Annotated in this window: 24 protein-coding genes and 2 tRNA genes; 2 read left to right on the top strand and 24 right to left on the bottom strand. The window is 45.4% G+C overall.

The window, feature by feature from the left end; genetic code table 11:
- Positions 1–84 precede the first annotated feature (84 nt).
- Entirely contained in the window at positions 85–837 is a 753-nt protein-coding gene (gene gpmA / locus PSI22_RS02460; RefSeq protein ID WP_038206425.1) for a 2,3-diphosphoglycerate-dependent phosphoglycerate mutase, read from the top strand.
- Between the two features lie 69 nt (positions 838–906).
- Here the strand turns inward: gpmA and aroG are convergent, their stop codons facing one another.
- The 23 genes from aroG to sdhC form a co-directional block, all read right to left on the bottom strand.
- On the bottom strand, positions 907–1,959 hold the full coding sequence (gene aroG / locus PSI22_RS02455; protein ID WP_273578388.1) for a 3-deoxy-7-phosphoheptulonate synthase AroG: 1,053 nt from the start codon (positions 1,957–1,959) through the stop codon (positions 907–909).
- 267 nt (positions 1,960–2,226) lie between these two features.
- A complete protein-coding gene (gene pnuC, locus PSI22_RS02450) occupies positions 2,227–2,931 on the bottom strand; it encodes a nicotinamide riboside transporter PnuC (RefSeq protein WP_273578385.1) in 705 nt (234 codons plus the stop codon).
- Positions 2,932–3,202: 271 nt separating this feature from the next.
- Positions 3,203–3,278: transfer RNA gene (locus PSI22_RS02445), tRNA-Lys, on the bottom strand.
- Positions 3,279–3,309: 31 nt separating this feature from the next.
- Positions 3,310–3,385, bottom strand: a tRNA-Lys gene (locus tag PSI22_RS02440).
- Positions 3,386–3,542: 157 nt separating this feature from the next.
- Positions 3,543–4,310, bottom strand: coding sequence for a cell division protein CpoB (gene cpoB / locus PSI22_RS02435; RefSeq protein WP_038189158.1), 768 nt, complete (start codon positions 4,308–4,310; stop codon positions 3,543–3,545).
- 9 nt (positions 4,311–4,319) lie between these two features.
- Positions 4,320–4,823 (bottom strand): peptidoglycan-associated lipoprotein Pal, encoded by a 504-nt coding sequence (gene pal, locus PSI22_RS02430; protein ID WP_038189160.1) that lies wholly within the window; start codon positions 4,821–4,823, stop codon positions 4,320–4,322.
- 46 nt (positions 4,824–4,869) lie between these two features.
- Positions 4,870–6,177 carry a Tol-Pal system beta propeller repeat protein TolB gene (tolB, locus tag PSI22_RS02425; RefSeq protein WP_038246162.1) on the bottom strand — a complete coding sequence of 436 codons (1,308 nt, stop codon included), beginning with the start codon at positions 6,175–6,177 and terminating at the stop codon, positions 4,870–4,872.
- 169 nt (positions 6,178–6,346) lie between these two features.
- Positions 6,347–7,429, bottom strand: coding sequence for a cell envelope integrity protein TolA (tolA, locus tag PSI22_RS02420; RefSeq protein ID WP_273578380.1), 1,083 nt, complete (start codon positions 7,427–7,429; stop codon positions 6,347–6,349).
- A 35-nt stretch (positions 7,430–7,464) separates the two neighbouring features.
- Positions 7,465–7,896 carry a colicin uptake protein TolR gene (gene tolR / locus PSI22_RS02415; protein WP_273578378.1) on the bottom strand — a complete coding sequence of 144 codons (432 nt, stop codon included), beginning with the start codon at positions 7,894–7,896 and terminating at the stop codon, positions 7,465–7,467.
- Positions 7,897–7,920: 24 nt separating this feature from the next.
- Complete coding sequence (gene tolQ / locus PSI22_RS02410; RefSeq protein ID WP_038193160.1) at positions 7,921–8,610, bottom strand: Tol-Pal system protein TolQ; 690 nt, start codon at positions 8,608–8,610, stop codon at positions 7,921–7,923.
- Positions 8,607–9,011 (bottom strand): tol-pal system-associated acyl-CoA thioesterase, encoded by a 405-nt coding sequence (gene ybgC / locus PSI22_RS02405; RefSeq protein ID WP_273578374.1) that lies wholly within the window; start codon positions 9,009–9,011, stop codon positions 8,607–8,609. Before ybgC ends, tolQ begins: the two co-directional genes overlap by 4 nt.
- A 124-nt stretch (positions 9,012–9,135) precedes the next feature.
- Positions 9,136–9,423, bottom strand: a complete 288-nt coding sequence (gene ybgE, locus PSI22_RS02400; RefSeq protein ID WP_273578372.1) for a cyd operon protein YbgE — start codon at positions 9,421–9,423, stop codon at positions 9,136–9,138.
- Positions 9,423–9,539 carry a cytochrome bd-I oxidase subunit CydX gene (gene cydX / locus PSI22_RS02395; RefSeq protein WP_012987608.1) on the bottom strand — a complete coding sequence of 39 codons (117 nt, stop codon included), beginning with the start codon at positions 9,537–9,539 and terminating at the stop codon, positions 9,423–9,425. Before cydX ends, ybgE begins: the two co-directional genes overlap by 1 nt.
- Positions 9,540–9,551: 12 nt before the next feature.
- On the bottom strand, positions 9,552–10,691 hold the full coding sequence (gene cydB / locus PSI22_RS02390) for a cytochrome d ubiquinol oxidase subunit II (RefSeq protein WP_038246165.1): 1,140 nt from the start codon (positions 10,689–10,691) through the stop codon (positions 9,552–9,554).
- 14 nt (positions 10,692–10,705) lie between these two features.
- Entirely contained in the window at positions 10,706–12,277 is a 1,572-nt protein-coding gene (gene cydA, locus PSI22_RS02385; RefSeq protein ID WP_038206409.1) for a cytochrome ubiquinol oxidase subunit I, read from the bottom strand.
- 642 nt (positions 12,278–12,919) lie between these two features.
- Positions 12,920–13,795: a succinate--CoA ligase subunit alpha gene (gene sucD, locus PSI22_RS02380; RefSeq protein ID WP_038189179.1), complete on the bottom strand. Its 876-nt coding sequence runs from the start codon at positions 13,793–13,795 to the stop codon at positions 12,920–12,922.
- Positions 13,795–14,961: an ADP-forming succinate--CoA ligase subunit beta gene (gene sucC, locus PSI22_RS02375; protein WP_038189181.1), complete on the bottom strand. Its 1,167-nt coding sequence runs from the start codon at positions 14,959–14,961 to the stop codon at positions 13,795–13,797. Before sucC ends, sucD begins: the two co-directional genes overlap by 1 nt.
- A gap of 162 nt (positions 14,962–15,123) precedes the next feature.
- Complete coding sequence (odhB, locus tag PSI22_RS02370; RefSeq protein ID WP_273578366.1) at positions 15,124–16,338, bottom strand: 2-oxoglutarate dehydrogenase complex dihydrolipoyllysine-residue succinyltransferase; 1,215 nt, start codon at positions 16,336–16,338, stop codon at positions 15,124–15,126.
- Positions 16,339–16,351: 13 nt separating this feature from the next.
- The gene (gene sucA / locus PSI22_RS02365; RefSeq protein WP_273578364.1) at positions 16,352–19,159 is read right to left on the bottom strand and encodes a 2-oxoglutarate dehydrogenase E1 component; all 2,808 of its coding nucleotides are present in this window, start codon (positions 19,157–19,159) and stop codon (positions 16,352–16,354) included.
- Positions 19,160–19,490: 331 nt separating this feature from the next.
- Positions 19,491–20,207 (bottom strand): succinate dehydrogenase iron-sulfur subunit, encoded by a 717-nt coding sequence (locus PSI22_RS02360; RefSeq protein WP_012987615.1) that lies wholly within the window; start codon positions 20,205–20,207, stop codon positions 19,491–19,493.
- A 37-nt stretch (positions 20,208–20,244) separates the two neighbouring features.
- Positions 20,245–22,011: a succinate dehydrogenase flavoprotein subunit gene (gene sdhA, locus PSI22_RS02355; protein WP_273578360.1), complete on the bottom strand. Its 1,767-nt coding sequence runs from the start codon at positions 22,009–22,011 to the stop codon at positions 20,245–20,247.
- On the bottom strand, positions 22,012–22,359 hold the full coding sequence (gene sdhD, locus PSI22_RS02350; RefSeq protein WP_273578358.1) for a succinate dehydrogenase membrane anchor subunit: 348 nt from the start codon (positions 22,357–22,359) through the stop codon (positions 22,012–22,014).
- Entirely contained in the window at positions 22,353–22,742 is a 390-nt protein-coding gene (sdhC, locus tag PSI22_RS02345) for a succinate dehydrogenase cytochrome b556 subunit (protein WP_012987618.1), read from the bottom strand. Before sdhC ends, sdhD begins: the two co-directional genes overlap by 7 nt.
- Positions 22,743–23,367: 625 nt before the next feature.
- Between sdhC and PSI22_RS02340 the strand changes: the two genes are divergently transcribed.
- Positions 23,368–24,651: a citrate synthase gene (locus PSI22_RS02340; protein ID WP_273578354.1), complete on the top strand. Its 1,284-nt coding sequence runs from the start codon at positions 23,368–23,370 to the stop codon at positions 24,649–24,651.
- Between the two features lie 102 nt (positions 24,652–24,753).
- Here the strand turns inward: PSI22_RS02340 and PSI22_RS02335 are convergent, their stop codons facing one another.
- Positions 24,754–25,539: an AraC family transcriptional regulator gene (locus PSI22_RS02335; protein ID WP_273578352.1), complete on the bottom strand. Its 786-nt coding sequence runs from the start codon at positions 25,537–25,539 to the stop codon at positions 24,754–24,756.
- Positions 25,540–25,587: the final 48 nt, after the last annotated feature.

Here is a 25,587-nt window from a genome sequence, read left to right as displayed (position 1 = left end):
TTGCCGTTTCGGTCTATCGCGCCATATAATGCCCGCAGCGACCATTTCATTTTGTATTAAAAAGTACTGATAGGAGTTTAAGCTATGGCTGTAACTAAACTGGTTCTTGTAAGGCACGGAGAGAGCGAGTGGAACAAAGAGAACCGTTTTACTGGCTGGACTGATGTTGAATTGTCTGACAAAGGCCGTACAGAAGCACAACAGGCGGGTCAATTACTGAAACAAGAAGGTTTCGCTTTTGATTTTGCCTACACTTCTGTTTTAAAACGTGCTATTCACACTTTGTGGAACATTCTGGACCAAGTCGATCAGCAATGGCTGCCGGTTGAGAAAAACTGGAAACTGAATGAACGCCACTACGGTGCACTGCAAGGTCTGGACAAAGCTGAAACTGCCGCTAAGTACGGGGATGATCAAGTTAAATTGTGGCGCCGTGGCTTCGCGATCACACCTCCAGATTTGACTAAAGATGATGAACGTTACCCTGGCCATGATCCTCGTTACGCGAACTTGAAACCAGAAGAACTTCCTGCCACAGAAAGCCTTGCAGCCACGATTGAGCGTGTTGTTCCTTATTGGGAAGACGTTATCAAACCTCGTGTTGCAAACGGTGAAAAAATTATCATCGCCGCTCATGGCAACTCTCTGCGTGCTTTGGTGAAATATTTGGATGGCATGAGTGAAGAAGAAATTCTTGAGCTGAATATCCCAACTGCTGTGCCACTGGTTTATGAGTTTGATGAAAACATGCAACCTATCAAGCACTATTATCTGGGTAATGCTGACGAGATTGCAGCAAAAGCAGCCGCTGTAGCAAACCAAGGTAAAGCAAAATAATCTTGTATCCAAGATTTAGGAAACGTAATACTAAAAAGCCGGAAATCACTCCGGCTTTTTTATGCTGCTTTATCCCCTCCGGGCTTTGACAGACTGAGATAACTGACGCAGTAACGTTTCTGTGTCATCCCAGCCAATGCAGGCATCTGTCACACTTTGTCCATAAACTAAAGGCTTATCACTATCGAGATTTTGGCTTCCCTCAACGAGATGGCTTTCAACCATGACGCCAATAATCGCGTTTTCTCCCCTTGCAATCTGATCACAAACATCATCATTAACGTCCATTTGCCTTTTGAACTGCTTCGAACTGTTTGCATGGCTGAAATCAATCATCACATGAGGAGCTAAACCAGCTTTCATCAATTCCTCTTTAACGACACTGACATGCTCCGCACTGTAATTTGGCTCTTTGCCACCACGCAGAATAATATGGCAATCCTGATTACCCGTGGTGCTGACAATCGCAGAGTGTCCCCATTTAGTCACAGAAAGAAAACAGTGAGGTGAGCTGGCCGCGTTGATAGCATCAATGGCAACTTTTATTGTGCCGTCAGTTCCATTTTTAAAGCCAACCGGACAAGAAAGCCCTGATGCCAGTTCACGGTGAACCTGAGATTCCGTTGTACGCGCCCCTATCGCGCCCCAGCTCATGAGATCAGCAAGATACTGAGGAGTTATCATATCAAGGAACTCACCCGCAGCAGGCAGCCCCATGTCGTTAATATCGATCAGAAGCTTACGGGCAGTACGTAACCCATCATTAATATCAAAGCTACAATCCATGTTCGGGTCATTAATTAACCCTTTCCAACCTATCGTGGTACGGGGTTTTTCAAAATAAACCCGCATCACAATTTCCAAATCAGCTTTCAATTCTTCACGTAACTTATTCAGGCGTTCTGCATATTCCAATGCTGCCTTTGGGTCATGAATTGAACACGGACCAATCACTACCAATAGACGATCATCTTCACCAGTTAAAACGTTATGAATAGCTTCACGGGCTTCACGAACGGTAGTAGCAGTATTTTTTGTCGCAGGAAATTTTTCGAGTAATGCAACTGGTGGCAATAATTCCGTTATTTTTCTTATCCTTATATCGTCATTCTGGTAATTCATTGTCCTTTCACCTAATGTGTTTACAGTTATTTAAGATAATTTTGTGATCTTAATCTAACTGTTAGGCGTTATGCTGTAAATAATCTTTGTGAGTAAAAAAGAGAGGATTTCTTTATAGAAGAGGTCTTTTTGAGTAAAAATGATGTTGATTCAGATGATTGAACGGGTGGAATTTGAATACATTGAAGCAAAACACTCAATAACAGGCCGTAGATAGATTGGCTACCTATGACCTGCGGATAGATTTTAATTCATATTTCCGGTCGATTATGAGCCATTGGGTTTAGCAGCCTTGATCCACAGGCGGGCACCGTTCAGTGCAATACCCGTCAATATAATGTATTGCAAAGACATTGCCAGAACACCCTGGTGGAAATAAATCACCACGCTGATCACATTGATAATCACCCATACCAGCCAGTTTTCCACGTGTTTACGAGTCATCAGTACCATTGCCACTATCGATAATACTGTCATCACCGAATCCCAGAATGGAAATGCATCTGGCTCTAAGGCTGGCATCGTAATATTGAAGCCCATTCCCTGTAAGACAAGAACCGCAATTTTTGCCATATAGCCAAAGATTTGGTCGATATTAAACATCATTGTCAAGATTGCAAATATGGAAACAGCAGCGACGGTAATTGTTTGTTTGGGATTGAGCCAGCGGATTTTAAGTTCCATCTGTTTCTGTTCATTAACACGACTCCAGGCATACCAGCCGTAGATATTGGCCGCGAAGAAAAAGATTTGCAGGAGAAGACTGGCGTAGAGTTGAATTTGAAAGAAGATAACGGCAAAGAGAGAGACATTAATCAATCCAAACAGGTAATTAATGATTTTCTCCTGACTGGCAAGCCAGATACATAATAAACCAGCTATCGTACCAACAGCTTCAATATACGAGAGATTATAACCGTCTGCACCCAATGGAATACGTACTAATATGTTACTAATACTGAAAAAATCCATCCTTTCCTATCCTTATCATAAGTAGTGTTTAGTATATCAATACAAAAACGTGTGATTACGATACAAATTGACTATTTTTTCTATCCATGTTTTATATACTAAACAAGATAGCGAATTTATAAATAAAAGTCTTTGATTATTTTAACGTTTTTAAAATGATAATGGATAATAAATGACTCATCTTCTGAGTCAATACTTACGAGTTAGGCTGTGCTGATCTACCGACGGAGCTAAAAATTCATCTAAGGAGTATTTGAACTGAAATTTAAGATGGTGGGTCGTGCAGGATTCGAACCTGCGACCAATTGATTAAAAGTCAACTGCTCTACCGACTGAGCTAACGACCCATCTAAGGTGTACTTGAATTGAGATTTAAAATGGTGGGTCGTGCAGGATTCGAACCTGCGACCAATTGATTAAAAGTCAACTGCTCTACCGACTGAGCTAACGACCCATCTAAATCTGCTTGACAGTATTCCCTGCCAACGGCGGCATATATTACTGATTTCTCAGCAGGGCGCAACGTTTATTTTATTAAATCTCGTTTAAACGCCTACTAATCATCCAATCACCCCCGAAAAGACCGATATATGACCCTTCGGGGATAATTATTACATCCCCGCAATCTTTTTCTCGGCCATTTTAGCCGAATTAGTGCCAGGATATTGTTTAACAACCTGCTGATAAACTGCTTTCGCTTTAACCTTCTGTCCCTTTTCTTGCATGATTAATCCCACTTTGTACAGAGAATCACTGCTTTTCTGTGATTTGGGATAATCTTTCACGACAGTAGCGAAATAATAAGCCGCGTCGTCTTTCTTGCCTTTGTTGTAATTCAACTGCCCTAACCAATAGTTGGTATTCGATAAATATTTCGACTTAGGATAGGCTTTAACGAACGTTTGAAACGCAGAGATTGCTTTATCATATTCTTTGGTATTGATCGCCAAAGCAACCGCAGCATCGTAATCACCTTTTTCACTCCCCGTACTCGCCGGAGCAGCAGGTGGATTACCATCGGTTTTTGCCGATGGCGTGGCTGTATTATCGCCTTCTGTACCTGATGATGGATTAGTGATTTTATCCAACTGTTGGTAAATATCTTTCTGGCGCTCAATGACTTGATTTAATTGATACTGATTTTCCTGGATCTGACCACGGAGTGTATCAATATCACGTTGAGAATCAGCAAGTTGTTGTTGAAGTTGAGTTAACAATTGACTATGAGCATCGGAAACACGCTCTAATTGGGAGAGGCGCTCATCGGTGGAGCCTGAGCCGACATTACTGATTGGCGCTTGGGCGGTAGCGGCCCAAGGAGCCGCTACGCCAACCAATAACGACAGACCCAACACATAACGTCTGAAGTTACTGTTCATGCATTACTCTTAGTATACGATTACAGCACGACGGTTTTTAGCGTATGCTGCTTCGTCATGGCCAAGTACAGCTGGTTTTTCTTTACCGTAAGAAACGATAGCCAGTTGATCAGCAGAAACACCTTTGCCTTGCAGGTACATTTTCACTGCGTTAGCACGACGCTCACCCAGAGCGATGTTGTACTCAGGCGTACCGCGTTCGTCTGCATGGCCTTCAATGGTCACTTTGATAGATGGGTTGCTGCGCAGGAATGCCGCGTGTGCATCCAGCATCTGAGCGAAATCGCTGTTGATGTCATACTTATCGAAACCGAAGTATACGATATTGTTGTTTTGCAGCTCTTGCATCTGCTGACGTGCTAATTCTTCAGCAGACAGACCTGCTTTAGCAGAATTATCAACAGTGCCTACACCAGACTGATCATTGTTGCCATTTTTGTTAGTACTACACGCTGCTACGGCCATGATTGGTAAAGCTAACATCAGCCCTTTTAGCACTTTGTTCAGTTGCATTTCTTTGATCCTTTTATAGTTTGCCATACATATTATTTATTATGCATCACAGATACGGCGACCAGGCAGGGAATTTAACCTGTCCATCGGTAGCCGGAAGACGCGCTTTGAAACGCCCGTCGGTCGAAACTAGCTGCAATACAGTCCCCAACCCTTGAGTGGAGCTATAAATCACCATAGTGCCGTTAGGTGCGATACTCGGCGTTTCATCTAGAAACGTATCTGTCAAAATTTGGACAGACCCCGTTGCCAGATCTTGTTTGGCGATATGCTGACTGCCACTTGCTGAGCTAACCATCACGATAAAACTACCGTCAGAACTAACATCAGCATCTTGGTTCTGAGAACCTTCCCAAGTCAGGCGCTGTGGAGCACCGCCATTAATATCAATTTTGTACAACTGCGGACGGCCACCTTGATCTGAGGTATAGACCAATGTCTGGTTATCCGGCATCCAGCTTGGCTCAGTATTGTTACTGCGGCCATCAGTTACCTGACGGATCTGACCAGAAGCCAAATCCATCATGTAAAGATTCAAACTACCTGTTTTAGATAGTGCAAATGCAAGTTTAGTCCCATCTGGAGAAAATGCAGGCGCTCCGTTATGACGAGGGAACGAGGCTACCTGACGCACTGCTGTCGTTGCCAGTGTTTGAATAACTAGCGCAGAGCGGCCACTTTCAAACGTAACATAAGCAAGTTGAGAACCATCTGGCAACCATGCTGGCGACATTAATGGTTCAGGTGAGCGGTGTACGGTAAATTGGTTATAACCATCATAATCGGAAACACGCAGTTCATATGGGTATTTACCCACGCTCGCCTTCTTGACGACATAAGCCAAACGGGTACGGAATGCCCCTTTAATACCCGTCAGTTTTTCAAATACTTGATCACTGGCAGTATGGGCGGCATGGCGTAGCCATTTTTTCTCAATTTTAAATTGATCCTGAGCCATCACCGTTCCTGGTGCACCAGCAGTATCCACTAGCTGATATGAAACCAGATAATTGCCATCTGCAGCGGGCTGGATTTGCCCAACAATCACAGAGTCAATCCCGAGGGCAGACCATGCAGCAGGTGTTACCTCTGATGCAGTTGTGGGTTGTTGTGGCATACGGTTTGGATCAATGGGATTGAACTTCCCACTGTTTCTCAAATCCGCAGCAATAATTGAACCAATTTCTTCTGGAGCATTAGCTGCACCTGTCCATTTAAATGGAACGACTCCAATAGGACGTGCAGAATCAACACCCTGTGTAATTTCAATGCGAACTTCCGCATGAGCAAGCGCTGCCCACATCATCAAAAAGCCTAATACTATTTTAAACGACTGTTTAAAAGTTTGCTTCATCATGTCTCCCTTATCGCGATCGTTTATATGCCCGCAATAATCCGCCGGATTCTAACAAAGGCCAACAAACAAAACTAGATACCTAAATAAAATCTAATAATTTTGTTTGTATATATAAATTATTCGTATTTTTAACTACCAAATAACGCTTTTCTACCAAATAATTACCTTACTGGGGCTTGAAATCCAGTGAAGAATTCTTGAAATGCTCATAAATCTCTTTACTCGGTGGTCGTGGAATTTTAGTCTGACGAGCCGCTGCAACCGCTGCCCTGCATAACGCAGGGTCACCCGCACCAGCCTTAATATCAATCAGCAGGCCATCCGGTGCCAATTTTATCCGTAACTCACAAGTACGTCCGAGATACAAACTCGGGTCATGGAAATTCTGCTGGATTGCAGTCTGAATTTGCCCCTTGTAATTATTGATATCCGACTGTGAAGGGCCGCTTTTCTTGCCGCCACCTTGACCAGCCGCAGATGCCCCGCCCTGCTTAGGTGCACTGGACGTTAACCCACCCAGCAGGTCATCAACTTCCTGAGCCTGTTTTGTCGCTTCTGCCTTGGCCTTGGCTTTGGCCTTAGCTTCTGTTTTCGCTTTGGTTTCTGCCTCGGCTTCTGCTTTTGCCTTAGATTCGGCTTCCGCTTTAGCTTTGGCCTCTGCTTCCGCTTTAGCTTTGGCCTCTGCTTCGGCTTTAGCCTTCGCCTCAGATGCGGCTTTGCGTTTCGCAGTCTCTTCCGCTTCTTTCTTGGCCTGAACCTCTGCCTTCTGCCGAGCCTCTGCCTGTTCCTTTAGAATTATTTCTTTTTCTGCTTTCGCCTTAGCAGCAGCTTCTTCCGCAAGTTTTTGTTCCTCACGGGCTTTCGAAACGGCGGCATCCGCCTGTTTTTTCTGTTCTTCAGACGCCTGTTGTGCTTTTATTCGCTCTTCTTCTGCCGATTTCAGGCGTTCCTGCTCCTCAGCCTGTTTTACCCGCAATTCCGCCGCCTGCTGTTCAGCTTTTTTCTTCCGCTGCTGCTCAGCCGATTTTGCATTAGCCTGCTGTTGCTGTTGCTGATTGTATTGCTGAACGACGGCATTCGGATCGACCATAACAGCATCAATGACAGTACCACCAGCTCCGCCGCCTCCCATTTCTGTTTTTTGCATCAGCGAACCCCAAATCAGAAACCCGATCAGGATAATGTGAAGTATAACCGAAATGATAATGGCGCGATTCAGCCTATTATTTTGCTCGTTTGTCTTTCCCACGCTCGACATCCAGAAACTTTAAGTAACAGCAACCATCAGGCCCCAATGGGCTGAGTCATTAAACCAACCGATTTTACACCCGCCTGACGAAGCATATTCAGCGCCTTGATGATTTCGTCATAAGGAACTTCCTTAGAACCACCAATCAGGAAAACTGTTTTAGGATTGGCTTTCATCAAAGCTTGAGCTTCAGCAATGATTTGCTGTTCAGGTAACAATTCCAGACGTTCCTGATTAACGATCATATTGTATTGCCCAATACCAGAAACTTCCATAATGACCGGCGGATTATCAGAGCTGGAAACTGCCTTAGAATCCACCGCATCAGGTAAGTCAACTTCTACGCTTTGCGTGATAATCGGTGCCGTTGCCATAAAGATAAGCAGCAACACCAGCAACACGTCCAGCAAGGGGACGATATTGATCTCGGATTTTAGCTCACGTCTGCGACTACGAGTGCGCGCCATTCGCTTATTTCCCCTAACGATTTATTACGACTTATTGGTATTAGGAGTAAAAGCCTGACGATGCAAAATCGCCAGAAATTCTTCCATAAAATTATCGTAGATTTGTTCTAGTTTATTGACGCGCTGGCTCAGACGGTTGTAGGCCATCACCGCAGGAATGGCGGCAAACAGACCAATTGCTGTTGCAATTAAGGCTTCAGCAATACCGGGAGCAACCATTTGCAAAGTTGCCTGCTTCACTGCACCCAAGGCGATAAAGGCGTGCATAATCCCCCAAACCGTCCCAAACAGGCCAATATAAGGGCTGATGGAACCCACAGTTCCCAAAAATGGAATGTGATTTTCCACTGTTTCCAGTTCACGGTTCATTGAAATGCGCATGGCACGGGAAGCCCCAGTGATAACAGCTTCTGGTACATGGCTATTCACTTGATGCAAACGAGCAAATTCTTTAAAACCAGAATGGAAAATCTGTTCAGTACCGTTTAACGAATCACGGCGTGACTGACTTTCTTTATAAAGACGGGACAATTCGATTCCCGACCAAAACTTATCCTCAAATGCTTCCGCTTCTCGGGTGGCAGCATTAAGAATTCTCGTTCGTTGAATAATGATTGCCCAAGAAACAATAGAGAAGCCGATCAAGATTAACATGATCAACTGCACTAAAAAGCCCGCCTTCAGAAATAAATCAAGGATATTCATGTCAGTCACTGCTTAAACTCCGCGACAATAGACTTTGGAAGCGCAATAGGCTTCATTTGAGATGAATTCACGCAGACAACCAGAGATTCTGCGCTGCTGATAGCTACACCATTGCAATCAACAATTCGTTGAGTAAATGTCAGAGAAGCGCCACGAATATTCGTAATTTCGCTTTCAACAACCAGCAAATCGTCCAATCTAGCTGGTTTCCGGTAGTCAACAGTCATGCGACTAACAACAAAGCCAATCTGCTCATCCAGCATATACTTTTGATGGAAGCCTTTTTCACGCAACATTTCAGTACGAGCTCTTTCAAAAAAGGCTAAATATTGCGCGTGATAGACCACACCACTAGCATCTGTGTCTTCGTAATAAACACGGATAGGCCAACGGAACAACATATTACTCACATATAATCCTAATCAGGCGAATTGACGCTGCCACTATACTCAAGACAATCGCGCTTTGGAATGACTTGTCAGTAAAGAAATCAAAAAAATTTATAGACCATCGGTCTATAAATTTATAAATAGTTTACTTAAAAAAATGATATAAGCCAAAGAGAAGAATGAAAAATGCAGGTAATGGATGAAAGAAAAGCCGCCAGATAAGATGTTTAGGATGAAATCCGACACCAAAGGTAACACCAGAACAAACAGCCCAAATCAGTAAAACACCCTGCCACACATGAAGTGAACTGGTGTTAGCAGCAAAACGTGCCGGATCCCAGAATACACATGAGGCAAGCGCCAGAGCTATGATGAGGATAAGGGCCCTCAGAGGCCCCTTATCCATGAGTTGGTAGCATTTATTAGCCAACATTATTTTTCGCCACTCTCAGTTGCTTTTTTTGATTCGCTCTGCTCAAGTGCCAAGGCTGCAATGATAGCGAAACTACAAGCTAAAAGCGTTCCGAGAATCCAAGCAAAATACCACATGCGCTATGCTCCTTAGTACAGTGAATTTTTGTTGTTTTCAATATAATTCTTATCCAAACGTCCAAAAGTTTTATAGTAACACCAGGTGGTGTACGACAAGATAAGAGGAACGAAGATAAGTGCAACAACAAACATAACTTGCAATGTCCACTGACTGGATGTCGCATCCCACATAGTCAGGCTGATATTCGGATCAATGCTTGATGGCATCACAAATGGGAACATCGCAATTCCCGAAGTCAGAATGATGCAGGCAACGGTCAATGATGAAAACAGGAATGCCCACCCCCCTTTATCCATTCGTGTCGCCAGCATAGTCAACAGAGGAAGAATGACACCCAATGCCGGTACTGCCCACAGCGCCGGATATTTATTAAAGTTAATCAGCCATGCTCCCGCCTGATGCGCGACTTCTTTATGCAGTGGGTTAGATGGGCCATTAACATCCAACCCTCCTGTCACAACATAACCATCAATACCATAAATCAACCATACGCCTGCCAACAGGAAGGCGACTGCTGTTACCAATGCACAAACATGCGTGGCAGTGCGTGAACGCAGATGCAACTCACCGGTTGTACGCATTTGCAGGTAAGTAGCACCTTGTGTCACGATCATCATCAGGCTGATGATACCCGCCAACAAGCCATAAGGATTCAACAACCCGAAGAATGACCCTTCATAGGACAATCGCATATAGGAATCTATCGCCAGCGGTACACCCTGCAGCAGATTACCAAATGCAACCCCAATAACCAGCGGCGGTACAAAGCTACCAATAACAATTCCCCAGTCCCACATACTGCGCCATTGACTATTTTCCAGTTTTGAACGGTAATCAAAACCGACAGGACGGAAAAACAGCGCAGCCAATACCAGGATCATCGCAACATAAAAACCAGAGAAAGCGGCAGCGTATACCATCGGCCATGCAGCAAACAGTGCGCCACCGGCTGTAATTAACCAAACCTGATTACCATCCCAGTGAGGGGCAATCGAGTTAATCATGATGCGGCGTTCAGTATCGTTTTTACCGATGATCCGCAGCAGAACACCAACTCCCATATCGAAACCATCAGTCACTGCGAAACCGATCAGCAACACACCAATCAGCAGCCACCATATAAATCGTAATACATCATAATCAAGCATAAGTGGACTCCTGCTTACTCAATATTGTTGGCTGAAGAAGCGGTTTTCTGTTCAAAATGGTAACGTCCGGTTTTGAGGCTACTTGGACCCAGACGAGCAAATTTGAACATCAAGAACATTTCTGCGATCAAGAACAAAGTGTACAGACCACAAATCAGTACCATTGAGAAAATCAGATCACCAACACTGCGTGTCGAAGCAGCAACTGCGGTTGGCAGAATTTCACCAATCGCCCACGGCTGACGACCATATTCCGCAACAAACCACCCTGCTTCAATAGCAATCCACGGTAATGGGATGCTGAACAGCGCTGCACGCAGCAACCATTTCTGCTGACCAATGCGATTACGGATAACACTCAGAAATGCCAGACCGATAACCAGCAACATGAGAAAACCTGAAGCGACCATAATACGGAATGCAAAGTAGAGTGGCGCTACACGTGGGATAGAATCTTTCGCAGCGGATTTAATCTGTTCTTCTGTCGCATTTGCTACATCTTGGGTATAACGCTTCACGAGCATGCCATAACCAAGATCTTTCTTACTTTCATTAAATGCATTACGAACCGTTGGATCAATATTGCCAGAACGCAACTCTTCCAGTAATTCGTACGCTTTAATGCCGTTACGGATACGCTGCTCATGCTGGCCCATCAAGTCACGCAGGCCGACAACTGGCGTATCAGTGGAACGAGTGGCAATCAGACCAAGAATATAAGGAATTTGAATGGAGTATTTATTTTCCATTTTATCCTGATCTGGAATACCAATAAGAGTGAATGAAGCTGGAGGGGGTTGAGTTTCCCATTCAGCTTCAATGGCAGCCAGTTTGGTTTTCTGTACGTCCCCCATTTCGTATCCAGATTCATCACCCAGAACAATGACGGACAGTATCGCAGCAATACCGAAACTTGATGCAATCGCAAAAGATCGTTTAGCGAACGGAATATCGCGTCCTTTAAGCAGATAGTAAGAGCTGATGCCCAAGACGAAAACCGCACCTGTCACATAGCCCGCAGCCACAGTGTGTACAAATTTCACCTGAGCCACAGGGTTAAGCACCAACTCGCTGAAACTCACCATTTCCATACGCATGGTTTCGAAATTGAAATCAGACGCAATCGGGTTTTGCATCCAACCGTTCGCAACCAGAATCCACAATGCGGAGAAGTTAGAGCCTAGTCCAACCAGCCAAGTAACAGCCAGATGTTGTTTCTTACTCAGACGATCCCATCCGAAGAAAAACAGACCAACGAATGTGGATTCGAGGAAGAATGCCATCAGGCCTTCAATAGCCAGCGGTGCACCGAAAATATCACCAACGTAATGTGAGAAGTATGACCAGTTGGTTCCGAACTGGAACTCCATGGTCAAACCCGTTGCAACACCCAGAGCAAAGTTAATACCAAATAACTTCCCCCAGAATTTTGTCATATCTTTGTAGATCTGTTTGCCAGAAAGGACATATACCGTTTCCATGATCGCAAGCAAAAACGCCATACCGAGCGTCAATGGCACGAACAGGAAATGATACATAGCAGTTAAGGCAAACTGTAATCGTGACAGTTCGACAATATCAAACATCTTGACTCCTTGCTCCTAGCAGGAAGACACCGACTTGCGGCAACCCGACTCCGTCAAACGGAAGCCTCGTAACTACCAGCAATAAATGCCTAAAACGCAACAATGAATTATTAAGTAAATCAGATATTCAGTAGATACCACAATAATATTACGCCTATATTCACATACAATAAATAGGTTTTACGTGACTCAGCTTGGAATTCTGAATATAGGTCAATAATGCCGTACATTCATAGACTAATATCTAATTATTTTAGATCAATTTAAGCAAATTTAGCGAATACATTTCATAGTAATAAGTTGATTTTAGTCAGTTTTTTACTTTTTTTGTTAATCATTACAGCTATTATTTCATTCTGGTTGATTTAGTGTTAATGATTTGTTGTTTTCAATGACTATTGATTTATTTTTTGCTGTAAAAAACATTCGAAAATTAACTTTTTATTTTCATTCTTTGAAAAATATATTTTTTCAATATTTCCAATTAAATTAATCAAATAAATAACATATTCGAGTTCTAGTTAAGTTAAATTTAAAAATACCTACTTGTATAAAATAACTAACTTACTGTATATATTATAAATATAAATAAAAAGGTCACCCAAAGGTGACCTTTTTCAATAAAAATAGCTTATTTTTCGACTAGTTGCCTGCTAATAAACCTTTTACTGCATCACCGATGTCAGCAAGACTGCGAACAGTCTTCACTCCAGCCGCTTCCAGTGCAGCAAATTTTTCATCTGCGGTCCCTTTACCACCGGCAATAATCGCACCAGCATGACCCATACGTTTACCTTTAGGCGCAGTCACACCAGCAATGTAAGCAACGACAGGCTTAGTGACATGCTCTTTAATGTAAGCGGCCGCTTCTTCTTCTGCTGTACCACCAATTTCCCCGATCATGACGATAGCTTCAGTCTGCGGGTCTTCTTGGAACAGTTTCAGAATATCAATAAAGTTTGAGCCTGGAATTGGATCACCGCCGATACCAACACAGGTAGATTGGCCTAATCCTGCATCCGTTGTCTGTTTAACGGCTTCATAAGTCAATGTACCAGAGCGGGATACAATACCCACTTTACCCGCCTTGTGGATATGGCCGGGCATGATGCCGATCTTACACGCATCCGGCGTAATAACGCCCGGACAGTTAGGACCGATCATGCGAACACCTGCTTGATCCAGTTTTACCTTCACTGTCAGCATATCCAGAGTTGGGATACCTTCTGTGATGGTAATGATCAGTTTAATGCCTGCATCAATCGCTTCCAGAATGGAATCTTTACAGAATGGAGCGGGAACATAAATAACAGAGGCTGTCGCACCAGTCGCTTCCACTGCTTCACGTACAGTATTGAATACAGGTAGCCCCAGATGCTCAGTGCCACCTTTGCCTGGTGTCACACCACCAACCATTTGAGTACCGTAAGCAATCGCCTGTTCTGAATGGAAAGTACCCTGACTGCCAGTAAACCCCTGACAGATCACTTTGGTGTTTTTATCGATTAAAATAGACATTATTTATTCCCCGCTGCTGCGACTGCCTGTTTAGCCGCGTCTGTCAAACTGCTTGCTGCAATGATGTTCAAACCACTGTCTGCCAGTTTCTTCGCGCCCAATTCAGCATTGTTTCCTTCCAGACGAACCACTACCGGTACGTGAACACCAACTTCTTCCACTGCACCAATAATCCCGTCAGCAATCAAATCACAGCGGACAATGCCACCAAAAATATTCACAAAAACAGCTTTAACATTTTCATCTGACAGGATGATTTTGAATGCTTCGGTAACACGCTCTTTTGTCGCACCACCACCCACATCAAGGAAGTTTGCCGGGGCGCCACCGTGCAGTTTGACAATGTCCATGGTTCCCATTGCCAGACCAGCACCATTCACCATGCAGCCAATGTTGCCATCAAGCGCAACATAGTTCAGTTCCCATTGTGCAGCTTGGGCTTCACGCGGATCTTCCTGTGAAGGATCATGCATTTCACGCAATTCAGCCTGACGGAACATCGCGTTACCATCTGCACCCAGTTTCCCATCCAGACAGATAAGATCACCTTGGGTTGTGATAACCAGAGGGTTAATTTCGACCATAGCCAGATCACGCTCAAGGAACAGATTTGCCAATCCCATGAAAATCTTAGTGAACTGACCAACTTGTTTACTGGTTAAACCCAGTTTGAACGCTAGTTCACGGCCTTGATACGGCATAGGGCCAGCCAGTGGGTCGATGATTGCTTTATGAATCAGTTCGGGCGTTTCTTCCGCCACTTTTTCTATTTCGACACCACCTTCGGTAGAGGCCATAAACACTACACGACGTGTACCACGGTCAACAACAGCACCGAGATAGAGCTCCTTGGCAATATCGGTTGCCCCTTCTACCAAGATCTGATGAACAGGCTGACCCTGTGCATCAGTCTGGTAAGTTACCAGTCGTTTACCCAGCCATTGTTCAGCAAAAGCACGGATATCTTCCTTGCTGTTGACGACTTTCACGCCACCAGCCTTACCGCGACCACCTGCATGAACTTGACATTTAACGACCCAAGGACCTGAACCAATCTTGGATGCTGCTTCTTCTGCTTCGCGCGGTGTGGTGCAGGCATAACCAGCAGGAGCTGGTAAACCATACCGTGCAAAAAGTTGTTTTGCCTGATACTCGTGTAAATTCATGATGTTCTATCCATAATTTAGTCTAAGAAAGGTAAATTACCTTCTATTTTGTTGCTCTGGATATGACCAGCCCGGGGGCTGGCCTGCATATACATTTTTTACATCAACATTGCTTTACTTCAGACTGGGCGGAATTTAACACCCTCCGCCCCGATGGTGATGCTATACATCCAGCAACAAACGTGTCGGATCTTCCAGCATTTCTTTGATGGTTACCAGGAAGCCTACAGACTCACGTCCATCAACCAGACGGTGGTCATAAGACAGGGCCAGATACATCATCGGAAGAATCTCAACCTGACCATTCACTGCCATTGGGCGATCTTTGATGGCATGCATGCCGAGGATCGCACTTTGTGGTGGGTTAATGATCGGTGTAGACATCAGAGAGCCGAAAACACCGCCGTTGGTAATTGTGAAGTTACCACCAGTGAGTTCTTCAACGGTCAACTTACCGTCACGGCCTTTAATAGCCAGCTCTTTGATGCTCTTCTCAATATCAGCCATGCCCAGTGCATCTGCATCACGCAGTACTGGTGTAACCAGACCACGAGGTGTAGATACCGCAATGCTGATATCAAAATAGTTGTGGTAAACCACGTCAGTGCCATCAATAGAAGCGTTAACTTCTGGATAGCGTTTCAGTGCTTCAACGACTGCCTTCACATAAAAGGACATGAAGCCCAGACGCATGCCATGACGTTTTTCAAACGCGTCACCGTACTGCTTGCGCAATTCTTGAATTGGCTTCATGTTGACTTCGTTGAACGTCGTCAGCATTGCAGTGTTGTTTTTCGCTTCAAGCAGGCGTTCTGCAACACGTTTACGCAGGCGAGTCATTGGAACGCGTTTCTCACTACGATGTGGCAGCTGAGAAGACTGTGCTGGTGCAGCTTCAGCCACTTTGCCACTCTCTTTTTTATGCGCAGTGATATATTTTTCCACATCTTCGCGAACGATACGGCCACCAACGCCACTGCCTTTAATTGCAGCAGGATCTAAATCATGCTCTGCAATCAGACGACGAACCGTAGGACTTAATGCGTCGTTGCTTTCTTCTTCCAAAGAAGCAGTCTGGCGCTGCGCTGGTGTTGACTCTGTTTTTTCTTTTACTTCAGCAGGAATACCCGTGCTATCACTCAAACGGATACGACCGAGCAGTTGCTTGGACAGTACCGTGGCACCCTCTTCTTCCAAAATAGCTTCCAGAACACCGGCTTCACTCGCAGGTACTTCCAGAACGACTTTGTCAGTTTCAATTTCAACCAACACGTCATCACGTTGTACAGTGTCACCTGCTTTTTTATGCCATGTCGCAACAGTGGCATCTGCAACAGATTCAGGAAGGTCTGGAACCAGAATTTCTACGCTACTCATTTTCTATCCTTATTTATTCAACGTTCAGGGCATCATTAACCAGCGCTTGCTGCTGCTGCTGGTGAACAGACGTATAACCCACTGCCGGGGAAGCAGATGCTGGACGACCTGCATAACGTAAAGAAGCCCCAAATGGGATCACTTCACGGAAATTATGTTGACTGCAATACCAAGCCCCTTGGTTCAGAGGTTCTTCCTGACACCAAACGAAGTCATGAACATGAGCATAATGCTCAAGCAGAGTCTGCAAGTTCTGACGTGGGAATGGATACAGCTGTTCAATACGCACAATGGCAACATCAGCCTGCTCGTTCTTACGACGCTGTTCCAACAGATCGTAATAAACTTTACCGGAGCAAAGTACAACGCGTTTAACACCTTTTGGATCCAAGGCGTCAATTTCACCAATCACAGGCTCGAATTTACCGTTAGCCAGTTCATCCAGACTGGAGACAGCCAATGGATGACGCAGCAGTGATTTAGGTGTCATGACAATCAACGGACGACGCATACCACGCAGAGCCTGACGGCGCAGCATGTGATAAACCTGAGCCGGAGTTGATGGTACACAAACCTGCATATTCTGCTCTGCACACAATTGCAGATAGCGCTCCAGACGTGCTGATGAGTGTTCTGGACCTTGACCTTCATAACCGTGCGGCAACAGCATGACCAGGCCACACATACGGCCCCATTTCTGTTCACCGGAGCTGATAAACTGGTCAATCACAACCTGCGCCACGTTGGCGAAATCACCGAACTGAGCTTCCCAAATCGTCAAAGCGCGAGGTTCTGTCGTTGCATAACCGTATTCAAACGCCAGTACTGCTTCTTCTGACAGAACAGAATCCCATACGTTGAATACACCCTGACCATTGTGAACATTTGCCAGAGGGACATAAACAGCAGCATTCGGCTGATTATGGATAACGGCATGACGGTGGAAGAATGTACCACGACCCGCATCTTCACCTGATAGGCGCACAGGGATGCCTTCATCAACCAGAGTAGCGTAAGCCAGTGTTTCCGCACCACCCCAGTCAAACAGCTTATTGCCGTTGGCCATTTCTGCACGGTCGCCGTAAATTTTCGCAACACGTGAGTGCATTTCAACTTCAGCAGGAATAGTGCTGATACGTTTGCCGAGATCTTGCAGACGTTTCATCTCCACTTTATGTGGATAATCCTCATCCCATTCGTGGTTCAGATAAGGCTCCCACGTAAATGAATGCATTCCCATAGGACGCCATTCATCCACAACGCACTCACCATGGTCCAGCGCATCACGATACAGATTGGCCATCTCAGTAACATCGTTAGCTGCCAGCAGGCCTTCTGCTATGAGTTTATCTGCATAGATTTTACGTGGTGTTGGCTGTTTTTTGATTTTCTGATACATCAGTGGCTGAGTTGCACTTGGCTCATCAGCTTCGTTATGACCGTGGCGACGGTAGCAAACCAGATCAATCATCACGTCATGTTTGAAGGTATTACGGAAATCAAGCGCCAGACGAGTAACGAAGGCAACAGCTTCCGGATCATCCGCGTTAACGTGGAAAATCGGCGCCTGCACCATTTTCACAATATCAGTACAATATTGCGTTGAACGGGCATCTTTCGGATTAGAGGTAGTGAAACCAATCTGGTTGTTAACCACGATACGAACAGTACCGCCAACTTCATAGCCGCGAGCCTGAGACATGTTCAGTGTTTCTTGAACAATCCCCTGCCCTGTTACAGCAGCGTCACCATGAATGGTTACTGGCAGAACCATGTTGCTTCGGCCTTCATCAAGACGGTCACGGCGAGCACGTACTGAACCAATAACGACAGGGCTAACAATTTCAAGGTGAGATGGATTGAAGGCTAACGCCAAATGTACCAATCCCCCTTCAGTTTCGAAATCAGAGGAAAAGCCCTGATGGTATTTTACGTCACCTGTACCGAGATGCTCTTTGTGTTTACCCGCAAACTCGTCAAACAGATCGGCCGGCTTTTTACCAAAGAGATTAACCAGAACGTTGAGACGACCACGGTGAGCCATTCCCAGCACAACTTCACGGGTACCCTGTTTACCCGCATGGCGGATCAGTTCTTTCAGCATTGGGATAAGCGCATCACCACCTTCAAGGGAAAAACGTTTCGCCCCCGGGAATTTAGCACCCAAATAGCGTTCTAACCCTTCCGCTGCTGTCAGTTCCGCCAAGAAACGATGTTTTTCATCCGCACTGAACTGTGAACCTACCGCCACGGATTCCAGACGCTGCTGAATCCAGCGTTTTTCTTCCGTATTGGTGATATGCATATATTCTGCACCAATTGAACCACAGTAAATGCGTTTCAGAGCGTCATATAGATCAGCCAGTTTCATTGTCTCTTTGCCAATGGCAAACGAGCCAACATTGAACGTTTCTTCAAAATCCGCTTTTGTTAAATTATGGAAAGCAGGATCGAGATCGGGTACAGGTTCCTGTTTCCATAATCCCAATGGGTCAAGATTCGCACTTTGATGGCCGCGGAAGCGGAATGCGTTAATGAGCTGCAAAACTTTAACTTGTTTTGCATCCATTGCTGGATCGCTGACTGAAGTGTGATAACGCGTGGCATCTTTTGCCAGACGACGGAAGTAATCGCGCGTCTGTGAGTGAAGTTGTTCCCCGCTAAGTCCTGTATCCGGTAATTGTTGGAATATTTCTCTCCAACTTGCATCAACGGAGTTAGGATCGGTTATATAGTCTTCATAGATTTGCTCTATGTAAGACTGGTTTGCACCAGCCAGAAAGCTCGAGTCCAGCCAGTCCTTCATTGCGCCGTTCTGCATTGTGATCCCTTAAGCTTTAAAAGCTTTAGTTTTCGCCGTGGTTAACAAATACCGCTTAATGAGCGGTGTTGATAAAAGGTTCATTTGGACGTGCTTAATGCATGTTCTTTATTGGGGTTTTCCTACCCTTCAAGGAACCTTTAAAAACTGGATATCAGTTTTTAAAGGTTCCTTTATTTCAAAACATGCGCCGTCATTCGCAGTAGGCAATTTATCATTTTTCATTCTTAATGCCCTCCATCAGCTTGATATTTCTTTCAAAATTGTGGAGGGCAACATTATATGCATTATTTACACGCGATTTATGCGTTATTTATGCACTATATTTTACTTATGCGCTATGTTTCAGCAGCATCGACTTAATATGACCAATCGCTTTTGTCGGGTTCAGCCCTTTAGGACAGACGCTGACACAGTTCATGATGCTATGACAGCGGAAAACGCTGAACGCATCATTCAGGCCATCCAACCGTGAAGCCGTTTCAGTATCACGACTGTCAATCAGAAAACGGTACGCAGCCAAAAGACCTGCCGGCCCGATAAACTTATCTGGGTTCCACCAGAACGACGGACAAGACGTCGAACAGCAGGCACACAGGATACATTCATAGAGGCCATCCAGTTTTTCACGCTGTTCCGGTGATTGTAGATGTTCGCGCGCAGGTGGGTTTTTACCATCGTTAATCAAATAAGGACGGATTTTCTCATATTGCGTGTAGAACTGGCTCATATCAACAACCAGATCACGAACAACAGGCAAACCAGGCAACGGCCGAATGACAATTTTCTTATTACCCCGGCGCAGTACCGAAACCGGAGTAACACAAGCCAGCCCATTTTTACCATTCATGTTCACACCGTCAGAGCCACAAACACCTTCACGACAGGAACGGCGGAATGATAAGGTCGGGTCTTGCTCTTTTAACTGGATAAGCGCATCCAGCAGCATCATGTCACGCCCTTCTTCTGCTTCCAGCGTGTAATCCTGCATACGGGGTGCGTTGTCTACATCCGGATTATAACGATAAATCGAAAATTCAAGTTTCATAATCTCTTTCTCCGCAACTGGAACATCAGCAACTCAATTAGTAAGAACGCACTTTCGGCGGGAAAGCTTCACGCAGCGTAGGCTGCATGTTTACTTCACGGCGAGTCATGCTCTCAGTTTGCGGTAAATACAAGCTATGGCACAGCCAGTTCGCATCGTCACGCTCTGGGTAGTCAAAACGACTATGAGCACCACGGCTTTCTGTACGATAATTCGCAGACACTGCGGTCGAATATGCGGTTTCCATCAGGTTATCCAGTTCCAGACATTCGATGCGCTGGGTATTGAATTCTGATGAAGTATCATCCAGACGGGCATTTTGCAGACGTTCACGAATCACTTTCAGCTCTTCCAGCCCTTTTGCCATTGCATCACCTTCACGGAATACCGAGAAGTTGTTCTGCATGCAGGCTTGCAGTGCCTTACGGATTTCAACCGGATCTTCACCGGAGCGGGTATTATCCCAGCGGTTCAGGCGTTGCAGTGCTGCGTCAACATCAGACTCACTGGCGTCACGGCTGGTTCCCTGCTCCATCAGGCACTCTTTCAGGTGCAAGCCAGCAGAGCGGCCGAATACCACCAGATCGAGCAATGAGTTACCCCCCAGACGGTTTGCTCCGTGGACAGATACACAGGCAATTTCACCCACAGCGAACAAGCCTGGGATGATGACATCTTCGCCTTTTTCGTTGACAGTCAGCGCCTGACCCGTGATCTTGGTTGGAATCCCTCCCATCATATAGTGACAGGTTGGAATAACCGGAATCGGCTCTTTCACAGGATCAACATGAGCAAAGGTACGGGACAATTCAAGGATGCCCGGCAGACGGGATTCCAATACGTCTTTACCCAGATGATCCAGTTTCAGTTTCGCATGAGGTCCCCAAGGACCTTCACAGCCACGGCCTTCACGGATTTCGATCATGATGGAACGTGCAACCACATCACGACCTGCCAGATCTTTAGCATTGGGCGCGTAACGCTCCATGAAGCGCTCACCATCTTTATTCAGCAGATAACCACCTTCACCACGGCAGCCTTCTGTTACCAGAACGCCGGCACCCGCAATGCCCGTTGGGTGGAATTGCCACATTTCCATGTCTTGTACAGGAACGCCGGCACGCAGCGCCATACCAACACCATCACCGGTATTGATATGAGCATTGGTTGTGGATTGGTAAATGCGACCAGCGCCACCAGTTGCCAGAATGGTTGCCTTGGACTTGAAATAGACGATTTCGCCCGTTTCAATACAGATGGCAGTACAACCAACGATAGCACCATCCTGATTTTTGACGAGATCCAGTGAATACCATTCAGAGAAAATCGTCGTGTTATTTTTCAGGTTTTGCTGATACAGAGTATGTAACAAAGCGTGACCCGTACGGTCAGCAGCAGCGGCAGTGCGGGCAGCCTGCTCGCCACCAAAATTCCTGGATTGCCCACCAAATGGACGTTGATAAATACGGCCATTATCCAGACGGGAGAATGGCAGCCCCATGTGCTCCAATTCCAGAATAGCTTCAGGACCAGTTTTACACATGTACTCAATGGCATCCTGGTCACCGATATAATCGGAGCCTTTCACCGTGTCATACATATGCCATTCCCAGTTATCCTCATGGGTATTGCCCAGAGCGACCGTAATTCCGCCCTGTGCTGAAACGGTATGTGAACGGGTTGGGAATACCTTGGAGATCAAGGCACAGGATAAACCCATTTGTGAGATTTGCAGTGCAGCACGCATACCTGCGCCACCCGCACCAATAACAACAGCGTCAAACTCTCTTACTGGCAGTTTCATTTATGCACCCCACACAACAATTGTTCCGTAAATCAAATAAACCAACAGCGCAACAATAATGACCAGTTGCAGCACCAGACGCAGCGCGAGTGGCTTGACATAATCCGTCAGCACCTGCCACATACCAATCCATGCGTGAACCAGAATGGAAAGCAGTGCCAGCACGGTGAACACTTTAGTGAGAGATGAAGAAAAGAAACCACGCCAGACTTCATAGGTGATATCAGACATTGTTGCCACAAAACCAACAAGGTAAAGCACGTATAAAACAATAACGATTGCAGATGCACGCAGCAGCAGCCAGTCCTGAATACCCGTGCGACCCAATGCGGATGCGTTGCTTACCATAATAATACCCCAGCCAGAATAGACAGAATAACCGCGATCACTATTGCTACTTTGGCAGAAGCACTACCGGTAGCGAGGTTTTCTTCCAAGAAACCAAAATCCATCAATACATGGCGGATGCCACCACAAATATGGTAAGCCAACGCCGTCAATATCCCCCACAGGATAAATTTAGCGAAGAAGCCAGTCATGATTTCAGATGCTTGCAGGAAGCCCTCTTGCGAAGACAGTGACATCCCCAGCAACCACAGCAGAATGCCGACTGCGATAAAGGTAATGACGCCTGAGATACGGTGCAAGATCGAAGTTATCGCGGAGACGGGTTGGTTAATCGTCCGCAGATCGAGGTTGACAGGTCTTTGTTTTTTCACAATTTTGCCCACACAGCTTTTTTTTATTTTCCATCCTCCGGTCCTGGGCGGGAATCAGACAGCGCTAAGAGGATACAAAGACACAACATAATTAAATTAACAATCCTTACATGTTCATCAAAAGTTGTGATTTGGCTACGCTGGATGCTCCTGCAGCAGGGTAATCCGGAGACCTTAGGGCAGTATAAGTACTTCACATACTTATTACAATTCCCACACAATATGATTGTTAACATTTAGCTTGAACAGTGAGAAAGATCACGCTTCAAACATTTATCATAAAAACCATTATCTTATTTGACAAGGATTAAACATTTATCTTACATATATGACGGTATATATTGTTTACCGTCGTTTTCCGGCTGAAAAGTAAACTTCACGAAAAACAAAAGTTATGCAAAAGTACTAATTAGACACAAAATGACAACATTTTATGTTAAGAATACTTTAAACATAACACCCAGAAACTTTTTAACAACCTAAAAATCGTTGTCGCCCGTAATGAGATTTCAGCGTTATAAATGTGATACCAGCCTGATTTTAAATTCTCTCCGGTAGCACAATGCCATCGGCACAGTATAAATTGCGCCTATCATGGTTGTTAGGGGTTATAAAAATAAGCGCTAAGGAGATGTAAATGGCTGATAAAAAAGCTACGTTGACCATAAGTGGTGCAGCTGCTATCGAACTAGACGTACTAACGCCGACCCTAGGTTCTGAAGTGATTGACGTTCGTACCCTCGGCTCAAAGAGCTTCTATACCTACGATCCTGGCTTTACTTCCACGGCCTCCTGTGAATCGAAAATCACCTATATTGATGGCGACGAAGGCATTTTGCTGCACCGTGGTTTCCCGATCGATCAGCTCGCAACGGGATCAAGCTATCTGGAAGTCTGTTATATCCTGCTGTATGGCGAACCACCCACGCCTGAAGAGTATGAAACATTCAAAAAAACAGTGATTCGTCATACGATGATCCACGAACAGATCACCCGTCTGTTCCACGGTTTCCGCCGTGATTCTCACCCAATGGCCGTACTTTGTGGTGTGACAGGTGCACTGGCTGCCTTCTACCATGATGCACTGGATGTCCATAACCCTCACCACCGTGAAATTACTGCTTACCGTCTGCTGTCCAAAATGCCAACCGTAGCGGCAATGTGTTACAAATATTCAATCGGACAGCCTTTCGTTTACCCACGTAACGATCTTTCTTATGCAGCCAACTTCCTGCACATGATGTTCTCAACACCTTGTGAAGAATATAAAGTCAATCCAGTGTTAGAACGCGCCATGGATCGCATTTTCATTCTGCATGCGGATCACGAACAGAATGCTTCAACCTCAACGGTACGTACCGCAGGTTCTTCTGGTGCCAACCCATTCGCCTGTATTGCAGCGGGCATCGCATCCCTGTGGGGGCCTGCGCACGGTGGCGCGAACGAAGCCTGTCTGCGTATGCTGGAAGAGATCCAGACTGTCGAACATATTCCTGAATTTATCGCTCGTGCCAAAGATAAAAACGATTCTTTCCGCTTGATGGGATTTGGTCATCGCGTTTATAAAAACTATGATCCACGCGCGACAGTAATGCGTGAAACCTGCCATGAAGTGCTGAATGAACTTGGCCTGAATGACAGCCTGCTGGAAGTCGCGATGGAGTTGGAGCGTATCGCCCTGAATGATCCGTACTTCATTGAGAAGAAACTGTACCCGAATGTCGATTTCTACTCCGGTATTATCCTGAAAGCAATGGGTATCCCATCCTCCATGTTTACCGTGATTTTCGCCATTGCCCGTACTATTGGCTGGATTGCGCACTGGACTGAAATGCACGATGAAGGCTTGAGAATCGCTCGTCCACGCCAGCTTTATACTGGCCATACCCAACGTGATTTCAAAAGTCAGTTAGAGAATTAATTTAGTATTCTTTATTTCGTTGTCAGACATTATCTGACAAATGCATTAACTGCACCTCGCATATCAGGTTCAATCGTAATATTGAACCTGATTAGGGTGCAGTTATCGCTTGCAAGCACCGGCCATATACTCCCTCGGTGGTCTTCCCATATTTTTGCGAAAAAATGTCACAAACGCACTATCATTAGCAAATCCCAGCTCCTGTGCGACATAAGACAGAGTTTTATCCTGAGCAAGTAACTCAATTGCTTTTATCAGCCGCCATTGCTGCCGCCACTGTTGATAATTCATTCCCGTTTCACGCAGAAATATTCGGGTGATAGTTTTCTCACTGGCGCCAATATGAGTGGCAAGCATTTGTAATGGCGGAGGCAGTTGATCAAACGGCAAACGCGCCAGACGCCGATCAGAAGGTAGCGGTAATAAAGTCGGCTCTTTACCCGCCTCACTCATTTCATCAAAAAAAACCGCTAATAAATGCGCTCCCTTTCCCTGACGCCAATCGGTATCAAAAGGAGATATTGCAATACGTTCTAAAATCACCCGTAGCAATGGTGTGGTTTCCAAGATTTCACTCTGCCCCGAAATCCATTCTATCCCTGAAATATCCAGATAAATGGAGCGATACCCTACGGAGCCACGCATTTCCGCCCGATGCAATGTCCTTGGCGGTATCCATGCAACTCGGGTCGGAGGCAGGATAGAGAGCTGATTTGCCAGCGTGATCTTGATGCAACCCTGCTGAGTAAACAACAATTGCCCCATATCATGCTGATGAAAGCCTGAATCGTGCTGCCCCATCTCTGCTGCAATGCCTATCACGGGCACATTCAAACTATATTTCAAACCATCAGGATCAAAGTGATCACTTTGTCGCAGCCAGGCCATATTAATATCCTTTAACTTTATGTCCGATTACATAAATAAATTGCCTTT

Source organism: Xenorhabdus aichiensis (genome assembly GCF_028598775.1).
GTDB classification, from domain to species: domain Bacteria; phylum Pseudomonadota; class Gammaproteobacteria; order Enterobacterales; family Enterobacteriaceae; genus Xenorhabdus; species Xenorhabdus bovienii.
This window is presented reverse-complemented; position numbering and strand designations above follow the sequence as displayed.

Bases quoted from the DNA above. Each gene is read 5' to 3' on its own strand.
- cydX (WP_012987608.1), bottom strand. From the start codon at position 9,539: ATGTGGTATTTTGCTTGGATTCTCGGAACGCTTTTAGCTTGTAGTTTC.
- gpmA (WP_038206425.1), top strand. From the start codon at position 85: ATGGCTGTAACTAAACTGGTTCTTGTAAGGCACGGAGAGAGCGAGTGG.
- sucA (WP_273578364.1), bottom strand. From the start codon at position 19,159: ATGCAGAACGGCGCAATGAAGGACTGGCTGGACTCGAGCTTTCTGGCT.
- PSI22_RS02360 (WP_012987615.1), bottom strand. From the start codon at position 20,207: ATGAAACTTGAATTTTCGATTTATCGTTATAATCCGGATGTAGACAAC.
- tolR (WP_273578378.1), bottom strand. From the start codon at position 7,896: ATGGCGCGCACTCGTAGTCGCAGACGTGAGCTAAAATCCGAGATCAAT.
- sdhD (WP_273578358.1), bottom strand. From the start codon at position 22,359: ATGGTAAGCAACGCATCCGCATTGGGTCGCACGGGTATTCAGGACTGG.
- tolB (WP_038246162.1), bottom strand. From the start codon at position 6,177: ATGAAGCAAACTTTTAAACAGTCGTTTAAAATAGTATTAGGCTTTTTG.
- cpoB (WP_038189158.1), bottom strand. From the start codon at position 4,310: ATGAACAGTAACTTCAGACGTTATGTGTTGGGTCTGTCGTTATTGGTT.
- cydB (WP_038246165.1), bottom strand. From the start codon at position 10,691: ATGCTTGATTATGATGTATTACGATTTATATGGTGGCTGCTGATTGGT.
- cydA (WP_038206409.1), bottom strand. From the start codon at position 12,277: ATGTTTGATATTGTCGAACTGTCACGATTACAGTTTGCCTTAACTGCT.
- PSI22_RS02335 (WP_273578352.1), bottom strand. From the start codon at position 25,539: ATGGCCTGGCTGCGACAAAGTGATCACTTTGATCCTGATGGTTTGAAA.
- sucC (WP_038189181.1), bottom strand. From the start codon at position 14,961: ATGAATTTACACGAGTATCAGGCAAAACAACTTTTTGCACGGTATGGT.
- aroG (WP_273578388.1), bottom strand. From the start codon at position 1,959: ATGAATTACCAGAATGACGATATAAGGATAAGAAAAATAACGGAATTA.
- PSI22_RS02340 (WP_273578354.1), top strand. From the start codon at position 23,368: ATGGCTGATAAAAAAGCTACGTTGACCATAAGTGGTGCAGCTGCTATC.
- sdhA (WP_273578360.1), bottom strand. From the start codon at position 22,011: ATGAAACTGCCAGTAAGAGAGTTTGACGCTGTTGTTATTGGTGCGGGT.
- pnuC (WP_273578385.1), bottom strand. From the start codon at position 2,931: ATGGATTTTTTCAGTATTAGTAACATATTAGTACGTATTCCATTGGGT.
- odhB (WP_273578366.1), bottom strand. From the start codon at position 16,338: ATGAGTAGCGTAGAAATTCTGGTTCCAGACCTTCCTGAATCTGTTGCA.
- sucD (WP_038189179.1), bottom strand. From the start codon at position 13,795: ATGTCTATTTTAATCGATAAAAACACCAAAGTGATCTGTCAGGGGTTT.
- pal (WP_038189160.1), bottom strand. From the start codon at position 4,823: ATGCAACTGAACAAAGTGCTAAAAGGGCTGATGTTAGCTTTACCAATC.
- ybgE (WP_273578372.1), bottom strand. From the start codon at position 9,423: ATGTTGGCTAATAAATGCTACCAACTCATGGATAAGGGGCCTCTGAGG.